This is a genomic window from Hyphomicrobiales bacterium, assembly GCA_002869065.1.
Classification (GTDB): domain Bacteria; phylum Pseudomonadota; class Alphaproteobacteria; order Rhizobiales; family Rhodobiaceae; genus Rhodobium.
In genome coordinates, this window is sequence record PKTR01000005.1 from 68,729 (window position 1) to 87,448 (window position 18,720).

Consider the following 18,720-nt stretch of genomic DNA (forward strand, 5'->3'; position numbering starts at 1 on the left):
ACGGCTAGGGAGCCATCCGAGCGGTGCGCGTCGATACGATAAGAATGGTGGTGCGCATTGCTGGCACGCGTCCCTATTCGGTTAATTTCGCGGCGGACTGTAGGCCCGGGGACTCGTGTGGTCAAGGGGCAAAGTCGGCCACTTCGTTGCCGGAATGTCACAGGTGCCGGCTGAAGGCTTACCGAGGGTCAGAACGGCACCCCGTTGGCCGAACACAGGAACCGCATCAACGGGCTCGCCGCCTTGTACGCCTCCGCCACCCGTTCGACGAAATCGGCGCGGCCCGCGTCCGTTTCGCTGGCCTCCTGCATGACGAAGAAGGTCTTGCGCTTGATGTCCTCTATATGCCGATGGCCGGCGTCGAACCCCTTCGGCGGTCGCACCAGACCATCGCCGCCGATACCGCCGAACGCCGCCTGCAGGTCGGCATCGCCGATCACCATGTCCCAGCCCTTCGGATCGCGGACGATCTTTTGGCGGATGGCGGCGAGCGCGTCGGACGGCGGCAGCCAGATGCCGCCACCGAACATCACCCGCCCCGGCTCGAGGTGAACGTAGTAGCCCGGCGCATGCACATCGCGCCCGCCGCCCGCCTCATGCCGGAACTGGCAGGCGCCGTGCTCCTTGTAGGGCCGCTTGTCCTTCGAGAACCGCACATCGCGGTAGATGCGGAACATCGAGCCGCCCTGCTTTTTGGGCTCGGCGATGAAATGCGGCGCGATCGCCTTGAGATGCGGCTGCATGGCGGAAATGAACGCCATCAGCGGCGTCACCACCTCGGCCTCGTAGCGCGCCTTGTTGGCGGTGAACCACTCCCGGCTGTTGTCGTCCTTCAGGGCGCGGAAGAAATCGAAAAACGCCGGCGAAAAACCCGAGAACCCGTCCATACCGCTCACCTCTTCACACCCCGAACAGTGTCGTTCTCAACTCTAGCCGCTTGCGTCCTCTAGAACAAATAAAGAACGCAGGGAAGCAATCACGCCTTCGCGACCTAAAAACCAAAGGTTTCCCGACAAAATGTCGCAGCTGCGGTTTACAACGCCCGCCCGGATGGCGACCCTGAGACAGGGACGACGAGGAGGGACGCGCCATGGCGACCTTTGTCTATAAAGGCGGGGCTGGCAACAATTTGATCAACGGGTCGGACTTCGACGACCTGATGTATGGCCGTGGCGGCAACGACACGCTGATCGGCGCCGCCTTCCCCGACACCCTCTACGGCGAGACCGGCAACGACGTTCTCTCTGGCGATCAGGACAGTGACCGGCTGTACGGCGGCCCAGGCATCGATACGCTGTGGGGCGGCGACGGCAATGACTTCCTGTGGGGCGGCTCCGACGCCGACTCCGTTTTCGGCGGCGGAGGCAACGACTCCCTCAAGGGCGGCACCGGCAATGACAGCCTGCTCGGCGATCCGGGAAACGACACCCTTTGGGGTGAGGCCGGCAACGACATCCTCGACGGCGGAGAGGGCATAGACAGTGTCTACGGCAACGACGGCGACGACACGCTGCGCGCCGGCAATGACGGTATGCGCGACGGGCTTTTCGGCCAGGCCGGCGATGACACCTTCATTGCCTCCGGCGACTTTTTCGACGTGTTCGAGGGAGGCACGGGCAACGACACCTTCGAGGGCTCAAGCGGTCGCGACCTGTTTCGGGGCGGTGCCGGCGACGATCTGATCATCGTCAGGGGCGGGGACGGACGCGACCGGCTGTTCGGCGATGCCGGCAACGACACGGCGAAGTTCCCCGGCTCGACCTCGGTCTATGTCGATATCCGCGCCGCCAAGGACTATTTCATCTTCCGCTTCGCCTCGGGCAACGAACGCGGCGCGCTGTCAACGGTCGAGAACATCATCACCGGCAGCGGCGACGATGATCTGATCGGCAACGGCGCTGCCAACCGCATGGCATCGGGCGCCGGCAATGACCACGTCAACGGCCAGAGCGGCATGGATACCCTTCTTGGCCAGGGCGGACATGACACGCTGGTCGGCGAGCAAAGCGACGATCTGCTGCGCGGCGGGCCGGGTAACGACCGCCTGCTCGGGCGCGGTAACGACGACCGCCTCGAAGGCAATGGCGGCAACGACACGCTGGAGGGCGGCAACCACCAGGACCTCCTTGAAGGCGGTGCGGGCAACGACACGCTGAAAGGCAATTCCGGCAACGACACCGTGAATGGCGGCGGGGGCCGCGACACCGCGTTCGGCGGCCCCGGCGCCGACAGCCTCAGTGGTGACGCGGGCGCCGACACACTGTCAGGCGACGGCGGGCGGGACACCCTCGTCGGCGGCAATGACAATGATCTGCTCAAGGGCGGCAACGACGCCGACGTCATCTATGGCGGAGGCGGAAGGGACCGGATCATCGGCGGCGCCGGCAACGACATCATGACCGGCAATGCCGACAAGGATTTCTTCGTTTTCCAGAACGGCTTCGGCAAGGACCAGATCACCGACTTCCAGCCGAATGTCGACAAGATCGACCTGCGCGCCGTCTCAGGCGTCGACTCCTTCTCCGATATCAAGCAGGTATCCTGGGACGACGGCACGGCGGTCGCAAAGATCGGCAGGAACGAGATCGTGCTCACAGGCGTGACCTGGTCGGACCTCGACGCCGGCGACTTCCTGGTTTGACGCGGATGCAGTTCAGGACGTCACCCGCTCCCAGTCGCGGAGCTGGCCGTTGAAGAACGTCATCTGCCGTTTGGCGTAGCGGCGCGTCTCGACGACCGAACGGCGGATCGCTTCGTCGAGTGCGATTTCGCCGGCGAGATACGCGCCGAGCGGACGCACCCCGATCGCCTTCATCGCCGACAGCGTCGGTTCGAGATCGAGTGCGAGGAGCGCCTTCACCTCATCGAGCGCGCCAGCTTCCATCATCAGCGAGAAACGTTGCTCGATCCGCGCATGCAGCACCGGCCGCTCCGGCGACAGCACGCAACGCATGGTCTCGGCACGCGGCAAGATCGGCGTCGCCGGCTCGCGCTGCCATTCTGCAAGCGAGCGACCGGTCGTCTCCAGCACCTCGAGCGCACGAATGATCCGCTGCGGCTCGCTCGGCACCAGTCGCGCTGCCATCTCCGGATCGCGCTGGGAGAGCTCGGCATGCAGTGCCGGCGCGCCCTCCTCCTCGGCGCGCGCGCGCAGTCGTGAGCGAATTTCATCCGGCACCGGCGGCAGTTCGACGAGCCCCTCGGTCAGCGTCTTGAAATAGAGCCCGGTGCCACCGACGACGATCGGCAGACGCCCCGCCGCCTCGGCTTCCGCGATCGCCGCCGCGGCGTCCTGCAGCCATTGCCCGACCGAATAACTCTCCGCCGGCGGTACATGGCCATAGAGAACATGAGGTGCCTGCGCGAGGTCATCCGCATCCGGCCGCGCCGTCAGAACCGACAGCACGTCATAGACCTGCATGGAATCGGTATTGATGACGACGCCGTCATGCTCTGCGGCAAGGCGAAGCGCCATTGCCGACTTGCCGCTTGCGGTCGGTCCTGCAATAAGAACGGCGCGTTTACCCTGCAGCTTCATCGCGCCACCTGCCGCCCGATACGGGAACGCAGGCGAGCGCGTCCGACGGCGCAAGGCCGCATCTGCTGCCAACATTCACGACGGAGAACATACCCCGTGTCCCTCATCGAACCGTTCCGTGGTCTGCGGCCCGCTTCCGGCCGCGCCGACGAGATCATCGCCCCGCCCTATGACGTTCTCAACAGCGCCGAAGCGCGCGAACGCGCAGCCGGCCGGCCGTGGAGCTTCCTGCATATTTCCAAACCGGAAATCGACCTCGCCGAGGACATCGATCCCTACGATCCGAGCGTTTATGCCAAGGCGGCGGAAAATCTGCAAAAGATGATCGACGCCGGCGTGCTCGCCCGCGACGAAGCACCCGCCTATTACATCTACCGCATCGTCTGGGGCGACCACACCCAGACCGGCATCGTCGCCGGCGCCTCGGTCGCCGACTACGACACCAACCGCATCCGCAAGCACGAGTTCACCAAGCCGGCCAAGGAGGACGACCGCGTCCGCCAGATCGAGGCGGTGAACGCTGAGACCGGCCCGGTGATGCTTGCCTATCCGGCATCCGCAGAGATCGACGCGCTGATCGCCGGCGCCTCGGCCGGTGAGCCGGAATTCGACGTCACCGCCGACGACGGCATCCACCACATTCTGTGGCCGGTGTTCGACGCCGACACGATTGCAAAGATCACGGCTGCTTTCGATGCGCTGCCGGCGCTCTACATCACCGACGGTCACCACCGCTCGGCCTCGGCCTCGCGCGTCTCGGCTGCCCGCATCGCCGCCGGCGATGACGCGGCCGACGCCTCGCACCGGCTGTTCCTGACGGTGATCTTCCCGCACCACCAGCTCAAGATCCTCGACTACAACCGCGTGATCACCAGCCTGAACGGCCTCACCGCCAATCAGCTGATCGCAAAGATCGGCACCGTGTGCGCAGTCGAAAAGGTCGAAGGCCAGGCAAAACCCGCCAGCCCGCGCCAGTTCGGCATGTATCTCGGCGGCGCCTGGTACCGGCTGACGATCAATGACGATCTCGTTCCCGCCGATCCGGTCGGCCGGCTCGACATCAGCCTGCTGCATGACAACATCATCGCGCCGATGCTCGACATCGCCGATCCGCGCCGCGACGACCGCATCGACTTCGTCGGCGGCATCCGCGGCCTCGGCGAACTGGAAAAGCGTGTCGATTCCGGCGAGATGGCAATCGCTTTCGCGCTGTTCCCGACCAGCCTGGAAGATCTGATGGCGGTCGCCGACGCCGGCGAGGTGATGCCGCCGAAATCGACCTGGTTCGAGCCGAAGCTTGCCGACGGCATGGTCTCGCACGTGCTCGACTAATCCGTCGCGAACGACCAAAAACAAAGGGCGGCCCGCGGGCCGCCCTTTTTTCGTTTGATCGAAGCCGTTGGGTCTATTTCTCGACCCGGAGCGCCACGAAGCGCAACTCGCCGCGTCCGTTCGACAGCAACAGAAGGATCGAGCGCCGGCCCTCCGACGTCAGCTGCTTCACCCGCTCCGCGACATCGCCCGGTTCGGTGATCGCTTCCTGGCCGACCTCGACGATGACATCGCCGGCGACAACATTCTTTTCCGCCGCAACGCTGCCTGCGGCGACGTCGGTGATCACCACGCCCATCACCTCCTCGCCGATCGAATAGGTCGCGCGCAGCTGGTCGCTCAGCGGCACCACGGTCATGCCGAGCACGCTGACCGTCGTAACGGCCTCTTCCGGTTCGCTCGGCACTTCCTCGACCGGTTCCGCGGTGCTTTCGCTTTCTTCTAGCCGGCCAAGCTCGACCTGCAGGGTGACTTCCTTGCCCTTGCGCAGGATCAGCACGTCGACGGCCTTGCCGATCGGGCTTTCCGCCACCATGCGCGGCAGATCCCGCATGGCCGGCACGTCGCGCCCATCGAAGGTGATGATCACATCGCCCGGCTCGAGGCCGGCTTTCGCCGCCGGTCCATCTTCCGTCACGCCGGCGACCAGTGCGCCGCGCGGCGACTCCATCCCAAGCCCTTCGGCGATCTCGTCGGTGACCTGCTGAATGCGCACACCGAGCCAGCCCCGGCGGGTCTCGCCATATTGGCGCAGCTGATCGAACACATTCATCGCGATTGCGGACGGCACGGCGAAACCGATGCCGATCGACCCGCCCGACGGCGAGAAGATCGCCGTGTTGATACCGACCACCTTGCCGTTCATGTCGAACAGCGGGCCGCCGGAATTACCCCGGTTAATCGCCGCATCGGTCTGGATGTAGTTGTCGTAGGGTCCCGAATTGATGTCGCGGTTACGCGCCGACACGATGCCGACCGTCACGGTGCCGCCGAGATTGAACGGATTGCCGATCGCCATCACCCAGTCGCCGACGCGCAGCTTGTCGGAATCGCCGAACGCGAGTTCGGTCAGCGGCTTGTCCGTTTCGACCTTCAGCAGCGCCAGATCGGTCTTGGTGTCGCGGCCGACCAGTTCCGCTGTCAGCTTCGTCCCGTCATTGAGATTGACGACGATTTCGTCGGCTTCCTCGATGACGTGGTTATTGGTGATGATGAGGCCTTCCTTGCCATCGATGATGAAGCCGGACCCGAGAGACTGAACCTTGCGCGGACGCTGGTCATTCTCTTTCGGTCGGTTGAAGAACTCCTCGAAAAACTCCTCGAACGGCGAGCCCTTGGGCGCATCGGGAGCCGGTGTCGGCACCGAGGGCTGTCCGGAGACCACCTGTGTCGTCGAGATGTTGACCACGGCATCGATCAGGCCCTCGGCAAGATCCGCGACCGAGCGCGGGCCATGCATATGCGCCGGGTTGCCGCCGACCACCACCGCCGGCTGCTCGGCCGCGCCGTTCGTGCCTGGAGCCGCCGTCTCGGCATTTGCCGCCGACGCTCCCATCAGCACCACCGCGCCGATCACCGCCGCAAACAAACCACCGCGCGTCGCATACCCCGCCAACGATCCAAACCAAGCCATCGGCCAGTCTCCTCCCGGTCGGCCTTGCCGATCCGCATGTGTTTTCAAGTGACGTCGGCACGTTCCCGTACCGCGCCCGAACCTAGAGCGTATCCCCGAAAAGGGGAAACCGGTTTTCAGACAAGGATACGCAAAAAAAGAGCAGGAACGCTTCCCATGATTCATCATTCTCGGGAAACGCTCCAGCCGAAACGCCCAACCTGTATGACGCGACCTGTATGAAATGGATTTTCGTCGGCATTGTGGTTTTTGCCGGGCGGGAATCGCCCGCGCCATGCCGTGCCTTGATGGCGCTTGCTTGCGCCTGCCCGATTTGCACCGTAATGTTTCGCGATAAAGCACTGGCCGGACGAAGAGAATGAACGGCGTTTCGCCGCTCCCGGCAGCCAAGTTCCAAGACAAAGAAACCTGACTCAGGCACCGTTCAACCAATGAGTTCCTTCGTCGCATCGCTGCGCGTCACCGGCCGCAACATCTGGGCCATGGCGCTGCGCAACATGCAGACCCAGTTCAGCACACAGGCGGCCGGCTACCTCTGGGCGCTGCTGGAACCGCTCGGCATGATCGCGATTCTCTCGCTGTTCTTCCAGCTCATCGGACGCACCGCGCCTCTTGGCGAATCTTATGTTCTTTTCTTCGCGGCTGGCGTGATTCCCTTCCGGGCCTATTCAAACACCCAGATGCAAACCAACAGGGCCATCAAAACAAGCAAGAACCTGTTGTTTTTTCCCGTCATCCAGCCGCTCGACATCTACATCGCACCGGCGCTGCTGCAGCTCGCGACGATGATGATGGCCTTGCTGCTGTTTTTTGGTTTCTTTCATTTGTTCTTCGGCGAAGGCCTGCCGCACGACTGGTTCAACACCTTCCTGCCGATGGTGTTCATGGCGCTCTATGGCCTGACGATCGGTATTATCTTCGCGTCGATTTCCTCCGTGTTTAACAGCTGGGAGCGCCTGTCCACGATCATCACCCGGCCGCTGTTCCTGCTCTCGGGCATCTTCTTCCTTGCCGACTCGCTGCCCGTCGAAGCGAAAAAATACTTCTATTACAATCCACTCCTTCACTGCACGGAGTGGATCCGCAGCGGCTACTATGCCGGGTTCGAAAGCAAGTTCTGCGATCCGAATGTCATCTACGCCTCGCTGGGGATTCTGATCTTCTTCGCCCTGCTGCTCGAGCGCCTGTTGCGCCACCGCCTGGTCGACCATTAAGCCGCAGCGACGCGACAAGGCGGAAAGGCAGACACGCCAAAGGACGGCAACGCCGCATCACCCGGCTTCACCGTTCCACCAACACGAAATGTTTCGAAGGATTGGTGGGCGCACAAGGACTCGAACCTTGGACCCGCTGATTAAGAGTCAGCTGCTCTACCAACTGAGCTATGCGCCCGGATCCGATGCTGGCACGAGTTTCAGGCCAGCTCTATCCGCTCGTCTCCAGCACTTGCCGGTGACGATGGCCGTCTTATAGGGACCGCCGAGACGTTTTGCAACATCTTCCGTGTCATCAAAAGTGCAAAAAACAGCGACACCCGGCAAAGCGCCGATTTGCAGGCCTGCTACAGCAGCGCCAGCACCTCGTCATGCAACGCCCGCGTTGCCGAAGCGACGACACGCCCGTCTGAGGACAGCGTCAGCGGATTGCCCTGCCAGTCGGTGATCACCCCGCCCGCCTCTTCGACGATCGGCACCAGCGGCAGGTAGTCGTAAGGCTGCAGGCTCGCCTCTATCGCGACATCGGCCCAGCCTGCGGCAACGCAGAGATAGACGTAGCAATCGCCGCCATAACGACGGAACCGCGCCCGGCCCGACACCCGTTCGAGCACCGCCAGCTGATCACCGGCAAAAAAGTCCGGCGAGGTCGTGAGAAGCGCGGCCTCGGACAGACGCTCGCAGCCGCTCACCGTGATCCGGGCGCCATCGAGAAAGGCGCCACGCCCGCGCACCGCACTCCACACCTCACCGAGCGCCGGCATGCCGGCGAAACCGACCTCGGCCCGCTCGCCTTCGAGATAACCGATCAGGCAGCCATAGAGCGGATTGCCCAAGAGGAAGCTCTTCGTGCCGTCGATTGGATCGACGATCCAGGTGCCACCGGCGCCCTCGCGCGATCCGCTTTCCTCGCCGAAAAACCCATGCTCGGGAAAGCGCGCGTCGAGCACCGCCCGCGCCGCGGCTTCGGCTTCGCGGTCGGCGACGGTGACCGGCGATTCGTCGTCTTTCAGGTCGATGTCGATCGGCTTGCGGAAGCGGGCGAGCGAGGTGGACGATGCGGCTTTCAGCGCCGCAAGGCCCGTTTCGTAGACGGCGTCGAGGTAGCTGGCATCCGCCATCGGGTATCCTTCACAAAGACATCAGGCCGACGGCCCGGCAGCGACCGCGGCCACATACCCGGCAAAGCCCGACGTCGCCATCAGCGCCTTGCAGCGCTCAAAACGGGTGACCGAATAGGCCCAGAAATCATCCGCCGGGTTGTCGTTGGCGTGCTGGATCAGCCCCCACAACGTCCACAGCAGGTCGCACATCGCCTTTTAGATGATGATGCGGCCCATCTCGTCCGGCTTCGGTTCGCGGCCGAAATAGGCGCGTACCATCTCCATGTCCTGCGCATCGTCGAAACCGGCCTCGACCGACAGATCGCCGAGATCCCACATCGGATCGTTCATGCCGGAATATTCCCAGTCGACGATCCACATGGTCTCGCCGGTGTCGAGGAAGTTCTCGCACAGCGGATCGCAATGGCACGGCGCAGACGGCAGCGGATGCGCATCGAGCGCGGCACGCACCGTCTCCGCCTCCTTCAGCACGTCATGATAGCCCTCGGGCAGGTCGACGGTCTTGGTCGAGAGGAACTTCAGATAATCGTCGATCATCGAAAAGAGTTCGAAGCGGAACGGGAAGACCGCGTCCGACGCATGCAGGCGGGCGAACGCTTCGCCGGCACGTCCCGGCGATCCGGCACGTTCGCGGAAAACGTCCGGCGTCATCGTCACCGCACCGTCGATGAATCGGGTCACCATCACGCCGCTTGCCGCGTCGACATGAATGACCTCCGGGCTGACGCCGGCCTTGGCCGCCTCTTCCGCCGCAACCGCCTCGTTCGCGCGGTCGATATATTCTTCCGTCCCCTTGCCCGGCAGTCTGAGGCACCAGACATCGTCGCCGACGGCGACGCGGAACACCAGATTGGTCAGCCCGCCGAGCCGGTCGATGGCAACGCTGGAGGCGTCGATGCCGGCGAAAGCGGGAATGCCCGAAAGCGCGGCCCGGGCCGCAGCGATGTCACCCGTTTCGGTCATCCGTCCAATCCTCCTGTCATCGTTCTCACACCTTCAGTCGTTCCATCTTGCCATCGTACAGCGTGCGCGGCCCGCGCGTCGCCTCATGGCTCTGCCCGAACGCCTCGATGATGAACTCGGTCTCCTTGACGAGCCCGATCGGCAGATAACCGAAGCCGATCGACTTGCCGAGCGCATGGCCGTAACCGGCGCTGGTCAGCGAACCGACCATCTCACCCTTGTACAGAATGGGCTCGCCGCCATGCAGCGGCACGAACCCGTCGAGCGTGAAGGTAACAAGCCGCCGCTCGACGCCCTTCTCCTTGATCGCGGCAAGCGCTTCGCGGCCGATGAAGTCGCCCTTGTCCAGCGCGACGCAAAAGCCGAGCCCGGCCTCATACGGATTGTAGTCGGGGCCGATATCGCCGGACCAGTAGAGATAGCCCTTTTCGAGCCGGCAGGAGTCGATGGCGCGGTAACCCACATTGGCGATGCCATGCGCCTCGCCCGCCGCCCACAGCTTGTCGTAGACATGAGCGGCGAATTCCTGGCGCACATACATCTCGTAGCCGAGCTCGCCGACATAGCCGATGCGCACCGCAAGCGCCGTCGCATTGCCGATTTCGATTTCGCGCGCCGCAAGAAACGGCATCGCCTCGTTCGAGAGGTCGCTGTCGCTGACCGACGCGAGAACCTCGCGCGCCTTCGGCCCGCAGATATTGATCACCGCATAGGCGCCGGTGACATCGCGCAGGGTCGCGCTGCCGTCGTCCGGCAGATGGGTCGCGATCCACTGGCTGTCGCGAATGCCGAAGCCCGAGCCGGTGACGATCAGGAAGCGCTCCGGACCGGCATGCACGATGGTGAGGTCCGCCTCGATGCCGCCGCTCTCGTTGCAGAGCTGCGTATAGACCGCCTGCCCGGGCTCCTGCGGAACGACATTGGAGGCAATCCGCTGCAGGGCGGCGAGCGCGCCCGGACCGGTCACCTCATATTTCGAGAACGACGTCTGGTCGATCAGCGCCACCCGCTCGCGGATCGCGCGCGCCTCCTCGCCGACCGCGTCGAACCAGTTCGGCTTGTCCTCGAAGCTCGGAATGTCGTGCTTCTCGTCTACTTCACGCGGGAACCAGTTCGGCCGCTCCCAGCCAAACCGCGACCCGAACACCGCGCCGGCCTCCTTCAGCCGCTGATGCAGCGGCGACAGGCGCAGGTTCCGCCCGGCGTCTGATTCCTCACCCGGCCAGTGGATCTTGTAGTAGCTGCCATAGGCCGTGATCGCCCGCTCTTCGAGATAACGCCCTTGAGCATGCACCGGGCCGAAGCGGCGCACGTCGAACGCCCAAAGATCCATCCCCGGATCGCCTTCGAGGATCCAGTTGGCGAGCGCCTCGCCGGCACCGCCGGACGCGGCGATACCCGCCGTGAAACCGCAGGCGACGTAGAAATTGTCGAGCTCCGGCGCCAGCCCCATGATCGGCTCGCCATCCGCAGACACGGGGATCGGGCCGTTGATGATCGTCTGGATGCCGGTCTCGTCGAGCACCGGCAGACGCTCGGAAGCCGGCATTGCGAACAGCGCCAGCCGGTCGAGATTTTCCGGGAACAACTCGCGGCCGAACTCGAGCGGCGGCTTGCCGCGCCAGCAGCCCTTCGTGCCATCTTCCCAGCCGCCGATGGCAAACGAACCGGTATCGGGCTTCAGATAGAAATTTTTGTCTGGATCGCGCAACGTGGTCAGATCCGCGGCGAAATCGAGTGACTTTTCGGTCAGGAAATACTGGTGCTCGACGACGCCGGCGGCAAGCGACACGCCCGCCATCTCGCCGACCCGCTTGGCCCACAGACCGGCGCAGTTGACCAGGATATCGCAGCCGATGGTGCCGTGATCGGTGACGACGCCGACCGCGCGCCTTCCCTCGACCAACACCTCGGTGACGGTAACGCCTTCCTCGATCTTCACGCCATATTTGCGCGCCGCCTTGGCGAAGGCGTGCGTCAGCGCATAGGGGTCGACATAGCCGTCGCCGGGGATGAAGGCCGCACCCTCGACCCCTTCCGGATCGATATAGGGGAACAGCTTCTTGGCTTCCGCCGCGCTCAGATCGTGGCACTCGACGCCGAAGCTTTTCGCCTGCGTCATCGAGCGGCGGATCTCGCTCCACCGTTCCGGGCTGGAGGCAAGACGCAGCGAGCCGACCTTCTTCCAGTCGATGGCCGCATCGGCCTCCTCGCCGAGCCGGTCGAACACGGCGACCGAGTTCTGCATCAGCCGCGTCAGGTTCTTCTTGCCGCGCAACTGGCCGACAAGACCCGCTGCGTGCCAGGTGCCGCCATTGGTGAGCTGCAGTTTTTCCACCAGCAGCACGTCTTTCGCGCCGCCGCGTCCCAGGTGATAGGCGACGGAGGTGCCGATCGCGCCGCCGCCGATGATCAGAATATGGACGTGCCTGTCCGCTTGGATCGCCATGATCGCCCGCCCCTACGCCTTGATCTTCTTCATGCCCGGATCGTAGAGCGGGCCGAGATGCACGGTCGCGGGGACCCGTTCGGTGGCGACCACCAGTTCGTAGGTGCCGGCGGCGATATAGTCGTCATCGACGCCCTCGGCGTTGCGCACATAGCCGTAGCCGATCGGCTTGCCAACCGTGTAGCCAAAGCCGCCACTGGTGAGATAGCCGGCGAACTCGCCGTTCCTGAGGATCGTCTCGCGGCCGAGCAGCACCACCTCCGGATCGTCGACGGTGAAGCAGGCGAGCTTCTTCGTCAGCGGGCTGTTGGCGGCCTTTTCCGCCGCACCGCGACCGACGAAATCGATGTCCGATTTCAGCTTCACCGCCCAGCCGAGACCGGCCTCGAACGGATTGTCGTTCGGCGTGATGTCGCTGCTCCAGGCGCGGTAGCCTTTTTCGAGCCGCAGCGATTCAATCGCCCGGTAGCCGACCGGCCGCATGCCGTAAGGGACGCCGGCGGCCATCAGCGCGTCGAACACCTCGCCGGTGGCACCGAGCGGGACATGCAGCTCCCAACCGAGCTCACCGACATAGGTGACGCGCAGCGCACGCACCGGCGCGCCCGCGATATCGACGATGCGCACATGGCCGAACGGGAAGGCCTCATTGGAGACATCCGCATCGGTGACGGCTTCAAGCACCTTGCGCGCATTCGGGCCCATCAGCGACAGCGTGCCGAACTCTTCGGTCACATCGGTCAGCGTCACGTCGAGCCCCGGCGCGATGTGCTCCTCGATCCACGCCTTGTCGTGGGTGCGGAAGCCGGTGCCGGTGACGACGTAGAACAGCTCCTCGTCGAGCCGCGCGACGGTGAGATCCGCCTCGATGCCGGCGCGCGTGTTGAGAATCTGGGTGTAGGTCAGCCGCCCGGCCGGCTTGCCGATCTTGTTCGAGCAGACCTTTTCCAGCGCGGCGAGCGCATCCTTGCCGGTCAGTTCGTATTTGGCGAAGGACGACTGATCGAACAGGCCGACCGACTCGCGCACGAGTTCGTGCTCCTTGCCCACCGGATCGAACCAGTTCTGCTTGCCCATCGAATAGATGTCGCGATCTTCCATGCCCTCCGGCGCGAACCAGTTCGGCCGTTCCCAGCCAAGCTTGGAGCCGAACACCGCACGATGACCCTTGAGGCGTTCGTACAACGGCGAGACGATGCGCGGCCGCCCGGTCTCGTATTCCACATGCGGAAAGCCGATGTCGTAGTGCTTGCCATAGGCTTCGAGCGTCCGGTCGCAGACCCACTGGCGATCTTCGTAGAGGCTCGAGAAGCGGCGGATATCGACCGACCACAGATCGAGCGGCGCTTCGCCGTCGATCACCCATTGCGCCAGCACCCAGCCGGCGCCGCCGCCGGACGCGATACCGAACGCGTTGAAGCCCGCACCGACATACATGTTGGCGCATTCCGGCGCCCGCCCGAGTATGAAATTGCCGTCCGGCGTGAAGCTCTCCGGCCCGTTGATCATCTGCTTGACGCCGGTGTTTTCCAACGCCGGCACGCGCGCGATCGCCTCGACCAGATGCTGCTCGAAGTGGTCCCAGTCGTCCTCGAACAGCTGGAACTGGAAATTGTTCGGCACATCGCCGGTCGTCCATGGGATCGGGTTCTTCTCGTAGCCACCCATGGCGAGCCCGCCGACCTCCTCCTTGAAGTAGGTCTTGCGGTCGGGATCCCGCACCGTCGGCGCGTTGGTCGCCAGCCCCTCGACCTGCTCGGTGATGATGAACTGGTGCTTGACCGGCTGCAGCGGCACGTTGATGCCGGCCATCGCACCGACCTGACGCGCCCATTGCCCGGCGCAGTTGACCACCGTCTCGCAGGCGATCGGCCCGGCCGTCGTCTCCACATGGGTGATGCGATCGCCATCCATGGTGAATCCGGTGACGCCAACGCCCTCGAAGATCTTCACCCCGTGCATGCGCGCGCCCTTGGCCAGCGACTGGGTGATGTCGGAGGGGCTCGCCTGACCGTCGGTCGGCAGGAAGCTCGCGCCGACCAGATCGTCGACATACATCAGCGGCCACATCGCCTTGACCTCGGACGGCGACATCAGCTGCATGTCCATGCCGAAGCTGCCCGCCGTCGTCGCCAGCCGCTTGTATTCGGTCCAGCGATCCTCGTTGCAGGCAAGGCGCAGGCAGCCGGTCATCTTCCAGCCGGTCTCGAGCCCGGTCTCGGAGGCGAGATTCTTGTAGAGATCGACCGAATATTTCAGCACCTGGGTGATCGACGCCGAGGAACGCAGCTGGCCGACGAGGCCCGCCGCATGCCAGGTCGAGCCGGAGGTGAGCTGGCCCTGTTCGAGCAGCACCACCTCGGCCTTGTGATCGCGGGCCAGATGATAGGCGGTCGAGCAACCGATGATGCCACCGCCGATGACGACGATCTGGGCCTGTGCGGGAACGGACATGGGGTCAGACCTTTCCGAAACGGGTTTGGTAAGCGTCGAGAGAGGCTTCGAGCGCCGCGAGGTTTTCCGCCGTGTAGGCGACATAGTCGGCGCCCGGCGCGTTGAGATAGAGTTCCGAGACCATGCTCCACATCGCCTCGCGCAACAGCGAGGCGCACTGCATGGCGGCGTGGCTGCGGATGAGGTTGGCGTCGGGGGTGCGGTCGAAATAGACGCCGAGCAGATGCTCGGCCTCGGCTTGCGAGAAACCGGCATTGGAGGCGAGCCCGGCGAGATCGAACATCGCCGTGCCGAAGCCGGCATATTCGAAGTCGATCAGCCAGAGCTTTTCGCCGTCGTCGATCAGGTTCGCAGGCAACAAATCGTGATGGCCATACACGATCGGCAGCGGCACCTGCAGCGCTTCGAGCGATTCGGCAAGCGCGACGAATTCCGGCATCCGCTCGGCCAGCCGCGAACCGCCCTCGGTCAGCGTGTGGGCGTAGTCGCGAATGACCGCAAAGACCCAGAAGATGAAGCCGGCACCGCTGACATGGCCCGGCATCTCGGTGTGGAAGCGGCGGACCAGCGTCGCGACCCGGTCGATATTGGCGCGCACATCGTCGCCCGAATAGGTTTTGCCGTCGATGAAGCGCGACACCATCACGCCCGGCGCCGCGTCGAGCACTTCCGGCGCGAAACTGGCATGGGCCGCCGCCTTCGACGCCATCACCTCGCGCTCGCGATAGACATGATGGAACGGATAGTCCTCGCCGAGCCGCACCACCACCCGGGTACGCCCGTCGCCGACCATGTAGCTGGTGTTTGACAGCCCGCCCTTCAGCACCTCCCAGGAAAGATCGCCCTGCCAGATCGGCAATGAGCGAACACGGATATCGACGGCGGCCGGCACCTCCAAAGCGGTCATCGTTTCCTCCTACCTCTCCAGCCCGAGCCGCGCCCGCACCCGGTCGGCGCCCGCCGAAATCAACCGGTCGGCGATGATGGCGATGAAGGCGACCGACAGGCCGGCGACGAGGCCGCGGCCGGTGTCGGCCTTGGTCAACGCGATATAGACCTCCTGGCCGAGATCGCGGGTACCGACCAGCGCCGTGATCACCAGCATCGACAGCGCCAGCATGATGGTCTGGTTGATGCCGAGCATGATCTCGGGCAGCGCGAGCTTGAGTTTGATCTTGGTGAGCAACTGCCACGGGGTGCAGCCGGCAACCGTACCGGCCTCGACCAGATTGGGATCGACATGGCGCAGCCCGTGCGCGGTGTAGCGGATCGCCGGAGCGACGGCATAGGCGACGACCGCGATCATCGCCGTGAAATCGCCGACCCGGAACAGCATCACCGCCGGCATCAGATAGACGAAAGACGGCAGCGTCTGCAGCGTGTCGATGATCACCTCGACCACCTTCCACAGCCGCGCCCGCTCGCCCGCGACAATGCCGATCGGAATGCCGATAAGCGCCGCGATCACCACCGAGATACCGCACAGATAGACGGTGATCATCGCCTTTTCCCACTGGCCGGTGGCGGCAACGAGATAGGCAAGCCCGGTCGTCAGCAGTGCCAACCGCCAGCCGCCGAGCGTCCAGCCGGCAAGGCCGACGAGCAGCGTCACCCCGAACCACGGCAAACTGACGAGAAAGCGCTTGAACGGGATCAGAATGTTCAGCAGCAGGAAGTTCTTGAAGCCTTCGAGCTGGTCGAAATAGTTGATGTTGATCCACTTCACCAGATCCGACCAGAACGTGCCGGTCGAGAGCTGCAGCGCTTCCGGATAGTCCTGCACCGGCGCGAGTACGAGCCCGATGAGCCCGCTGACGATGACCAGCGCCAGCGAGGCGACCGTATAGGGATGGCGGGCAACGAAACCGCGCTTCGCGGCTTCAGGATCGGCGTGCCGTTGCGTCTTGCGGGCAAAGGCCTGGCTCAGCCGGTCGAGCGCAATAGCGAGGGCGACGATTGCCATGCCCGCTTCGATGCCGGTGCCGATATCGAGACGGCGCAGTGCGGCGAGCACCTCGTAACCAAGCCCGCCGGCGCCGATCATCGAGGCAATGATCACCATATTGAGCGACAGCATGATCACCTGATTGACGCCGACCATCAGCCCGGTCATCGCCGACGGCACCATCACCCGCCAGGTGATCTGGCGTTGCGAGCAGCCGACCATCTGGCCGAGCTCGCGCACCTCGTGCGGCACACCGGCAAGCGCCAGCATCGTGATGCGCGTCATCGGCGGCAGCGCGTAGATGATTGTGGCGACGACAGCCGCCGTCGGCCCGAAGCCGAACAGGAACAGGATCGGCACCAGATAGGCGAACACCGGAACCGTCTGCATCAGGTCGAGCGCTGGCTTCAACAGCATCTCGAACCAGCGCCAGCGGAAGCCGGCAATGCCCAAAAGGAGGCCGCCGCCGACCCCGAGAGGCACGGCGATCAGGATCGACGCAAGCGTGATCATGGCGTTATGCCACTGGCCGAAAATCGCGATGAAGCCGAATGCCGCACCGACCAGCGCCGCCAATCGCCAGCCGCCCGCATACAGCCCCATCAGCACGACCAGTCCGATCACCGCGACCCAGGTCAGCGGCGGCACCAGTTGCACCGCGCTCGATCCCTGGCCCGACAGGAGGCCGGTCGAGAGAAAGCTGAGCGCGATGCGATAGGGGAAATCGATGAGATCGGCGAGGAACCGCGTCAGGTCCGTGAAGGTGAACAGGCCGAAGGTCGCGTCGTCGACCAGCCACTTCATGAAATCGCCGATCCAGCGGCGCAGCGGGATACGGATTTCCCGCGGCACCTTGAAGGCCCAGCCGACATAGGGCTTGCCGAACAGCCACAACACGGTGAAGGCGGCCAGCGCGGCAAGCCACAGCCCCTGCCGGTTCAGCGGGAACGGCCGTCGCGCGCTGTCTTGCGCTGAAAGGGGAGCGGGGCCGGATGCGGTGCTCATCGCTCAGCCCTGCATCATCACCGCGACCACGTCGTCGCGATGGAGAAGGCCGCGCACGGCGCCCTGACCGTCGACCACGGCGAGCTGCTCGACACCGTCGGTGAACAGCGGCGCGGCTTCGGCGACCCGCGCATGGCCACCGACGCTCGGCAGCGACCCGGCATCGGCCGGCGCGCTGTCGACCGGCTTCATGATCGAATGCACCTGCATGACCTTGCCGCGGCTGACGGCTTGTGTGAATTCGGCGACGTAGTCGGTCGCCGGGCTGATCACCAGCTCCTCCGGCGTGCCGACCTGATCGACCATGCCGTCCTTCATGATGGCGATGCGGTCGGCGAGCCGGATCGCCTCGTCGAAATCATGGGTGATGAAGATGATGGTCTTCTGCAGCACCGCCTGCAGGCGGATGAACTCGTCCTGCATCTCGCGCCGGATCAGCGGATCGAGCGCCGAGAACGGCTCGTCGAGGAACCACAGTTCCGGCTCGACGGCGAGCGAGCGCGCAATGCCGACGCGCTGCTGCTGGCCGCCGGACAATTCGCGCGGGAAAAACCCTTCACGGCCGGACAGGCCGACAAGGTCGATCATCTTTGTCGCCCGCTCTTCGCGCGTCGCCCGGTCGACGCCCTGGATCTCGAGCGGAAAGGCGACATTGTCGAGCACACTGAGATGCGGCAGCAGGGCGAAATGCTGGAACACCATGCCCATGCGGTGACGACGGATCTCGATCATTCGCTTCGGGCTTGCCGCCAGAAGGTCCTCGTCATGAAACATGATCTGGCCGGCGGTCGGCTCCACAAGCCGTGACATGCAGCGCACCAGCGTCGACTTGCCGGAGCCCGACAGGCCCATGATGACGAAGATCTCGCCTTCGCGAACACTGAGATTGACGTTGCGCACCGCACCGATCAGGCCGGCTTCGGCCAGCGCCGCGCTGTCGAGCGCATCATGCGCCTGGCTTTTCAGGAAGTCCTCGGCATCGGCGCCGAACAGCTTCCAGACCGAGCGGCATTCGAGTTTGACAGGACGCTCCGCGTCCGCAAGGAACGGATCAGTGGACATC

General features: G+C 64.4%; 12 protein-coding genes, 1 tRNA gene and 1 pseudogene. 3 read left to right on the forward strand and 11 right to left on the reverse strand.

What is annotated here, in order from left to right; all coding sequences use genetic code 11:
• Positions 1 to 188: 188 nt before the first annotated feature.
• Entirely contained in the window at positions 189 to 887 is a 699-nt protein-coding gene (locus C0606_14340; GenBank protein PLX36461.1) for a TIGR02453 family protein, read from the reverse strand.
• A 203-nt stretch (positions 888 to 1,090) separates the two neighbouring features.
• On the opposite strand from C0606_14340, the gene C0606_14345 reads away from it, so the two are divergent.
• Entirely contained in the window at positions 1,091 to 2,641 is a 1,551-nt protein-coding gene (locus tag C0606_14345) for a calcium-binding protein (GenBank protein PLX36462.1), read from the forward strand.
• Positions 2,642 to 2,653: 12 nt separating this feature from the next.
• Here the strand turns inward: C0606_14345 and C0606_14350 are convergent, their stop codons facing one another.
• Positions 2,654 to 3,538: a tRNA (adenosine(37)-N6)-dimethylallyltransferase MiaA gene (locus C0606_14350; GenBank protein PLX36463.1), complete on the reverse strand. Its 885-nt coding sequence runs from the start codon at positions 3,536 to 3,538 to the stop codon at positions 2,654 to 2,656.
• Between the two features lie 96 nt (positions 3,539 to 3,634).
• Here C0606_14350 and C0606_14355 point away from each other — a divergent pair, with 96 nt between their 5' ends.
• Positions 3,635 to 4,870 carry a DUF1015 domain-containing protein gene (locus tag C0606_14355; GenBank protein ID PLX36464.1) on the forward strand — a complete coding sequence of 412 codons (1,236 nt, stop codon included), beginning with the start codon at positions 3,635 to 3,637 and terminating at the stop codon, positions 4,868 to 4,870.
• 73 nt (positions 4,871 to 4,943) lie between these two features.
• On the opposite strand, the gene C0606_14360 is transcribed toward C0606_14355, so the two are convergent.
• Positions 4,944 to 6,425: a serine protease gene (locus C0606_14360; GenBank protein PLX36615.1), complete on the reverse strand. Its 1,482-nt coding sequence runs from the start codon at positions 6,423 to 6,425 to the stop codon at positions 4,944 to 4,946.
• Positions 6,426 to 6,934: 509 nt separating this feature from the next.
• On the opposite strand from C0606_14360, the gene C0606_14365 reads away from it, so the two are divergent.
• Positions 6,935 to 7,717 carry a hypothetical protein gene (locus C0606_14365; GenBank protein PLX36465.1) on the forward strand — a complete coding sequence of 261 codons (783 nt, stop codon included), beginning with the start codon at positions 6,935 to 6,937 and terminating at the stop codon, positions 7,715 to 7,717.
• Between the two features lie 102 nt (positions 7,718 to 7,819).
• On the opposite strand, the gene C0606_14370 is transcribed toward C0606_14365, so the two are convergent.
• The 8 genes and pseudogenes from C0606_14370 to C0606_14405 form a co-directional block, all read right to left on the reverse strand.
• Positions 7,820 to 7,895 (reverse strand) — tRNA-Lys (locus C0606_14370).
• 169 nt (positions 7,896 to 8,064) lie between these two features.
• On the reverse strand, positions 8,065 to 8,838 hold the full coding sequence (locus C0606_14375; GenBank protein PLX36466.1) for a histidinol phosphate phosphatase: 774 nt from the start codon (positions 8,836 to 8,838) through the stop codon (positions 8,065 to 8,067).
• A 21-nt stretch (positions 8,839 to 8,859) separates the two neighbouring features.
• Positions 8,860 to 9,804: pseudogene (locus C0606_14380) on the reverse strand (LPS biosynthesis choline kinase).
• 25 nt (positions 9,805 to 9,829) lie between these two features.
• On the reverse strand, positions 9,830 to 12,253 hold the full coding sequence (locus tag C0606_14385; GenBank protein ID PLX36467.1) for a sarcosine dehydrogenase: 2,424 nt from the start codon (positions 12,251 to 12,253) through the stop codon (positions 9,830 to 9,832).
• A 12-nt stretch (positions 12,254 to 12,265) separates the two neighbouring features.
• On the reverse strand, positions 12,266 to 14,707 hold the full coding sequence (locus C0606_14390; protein PLX36468.1) for an FAD-dependent oxidoreductase: 2,442 nt from the start codon (positions 14,705 to 14,707) through the stop codon (positions 12,266 to 12,268).
• Positions 14,708 to 14,711: 4 nt separating this feature from the next.
• On the reverse strand, positions 14,712 to 15,614 hold the full coding sequence (locus C0606_14395; protein PLX36469.1) for a choline kinase: 903 nt from the start codon (positions 15,612 to 15,614) through the stop codon (positions 14,712 to 14,714).
• 9 nt (positions 15,615 to 15,623) lie between these two features.
• The gene (locus tag C0606_14400; GenBank protein PLX36470.1) at positions 15,624 to 17,657 is read right to left on the reverse strand and encodes an ABC transporter permease; all 2,034 of its coding nucleotides are present in this window, start codon (positions 17,655 to 17,657) and stop codon (positions 15,624 to 15,626) included.
• 3 nt (positions 17,658 to 17,660) lie between these two features.
• A complete protein-coding gene (locus tag C0606_14405) occupies positions 17,661 to 18,719 on the reverse strand; it encodes an ABC transporter ATP-binding protein (GenBank protein PLX36471.1) in 1,059 nt (352 codons plus the stop codon).
• Position 18,720: the final 1 nt, after the last annotated feature.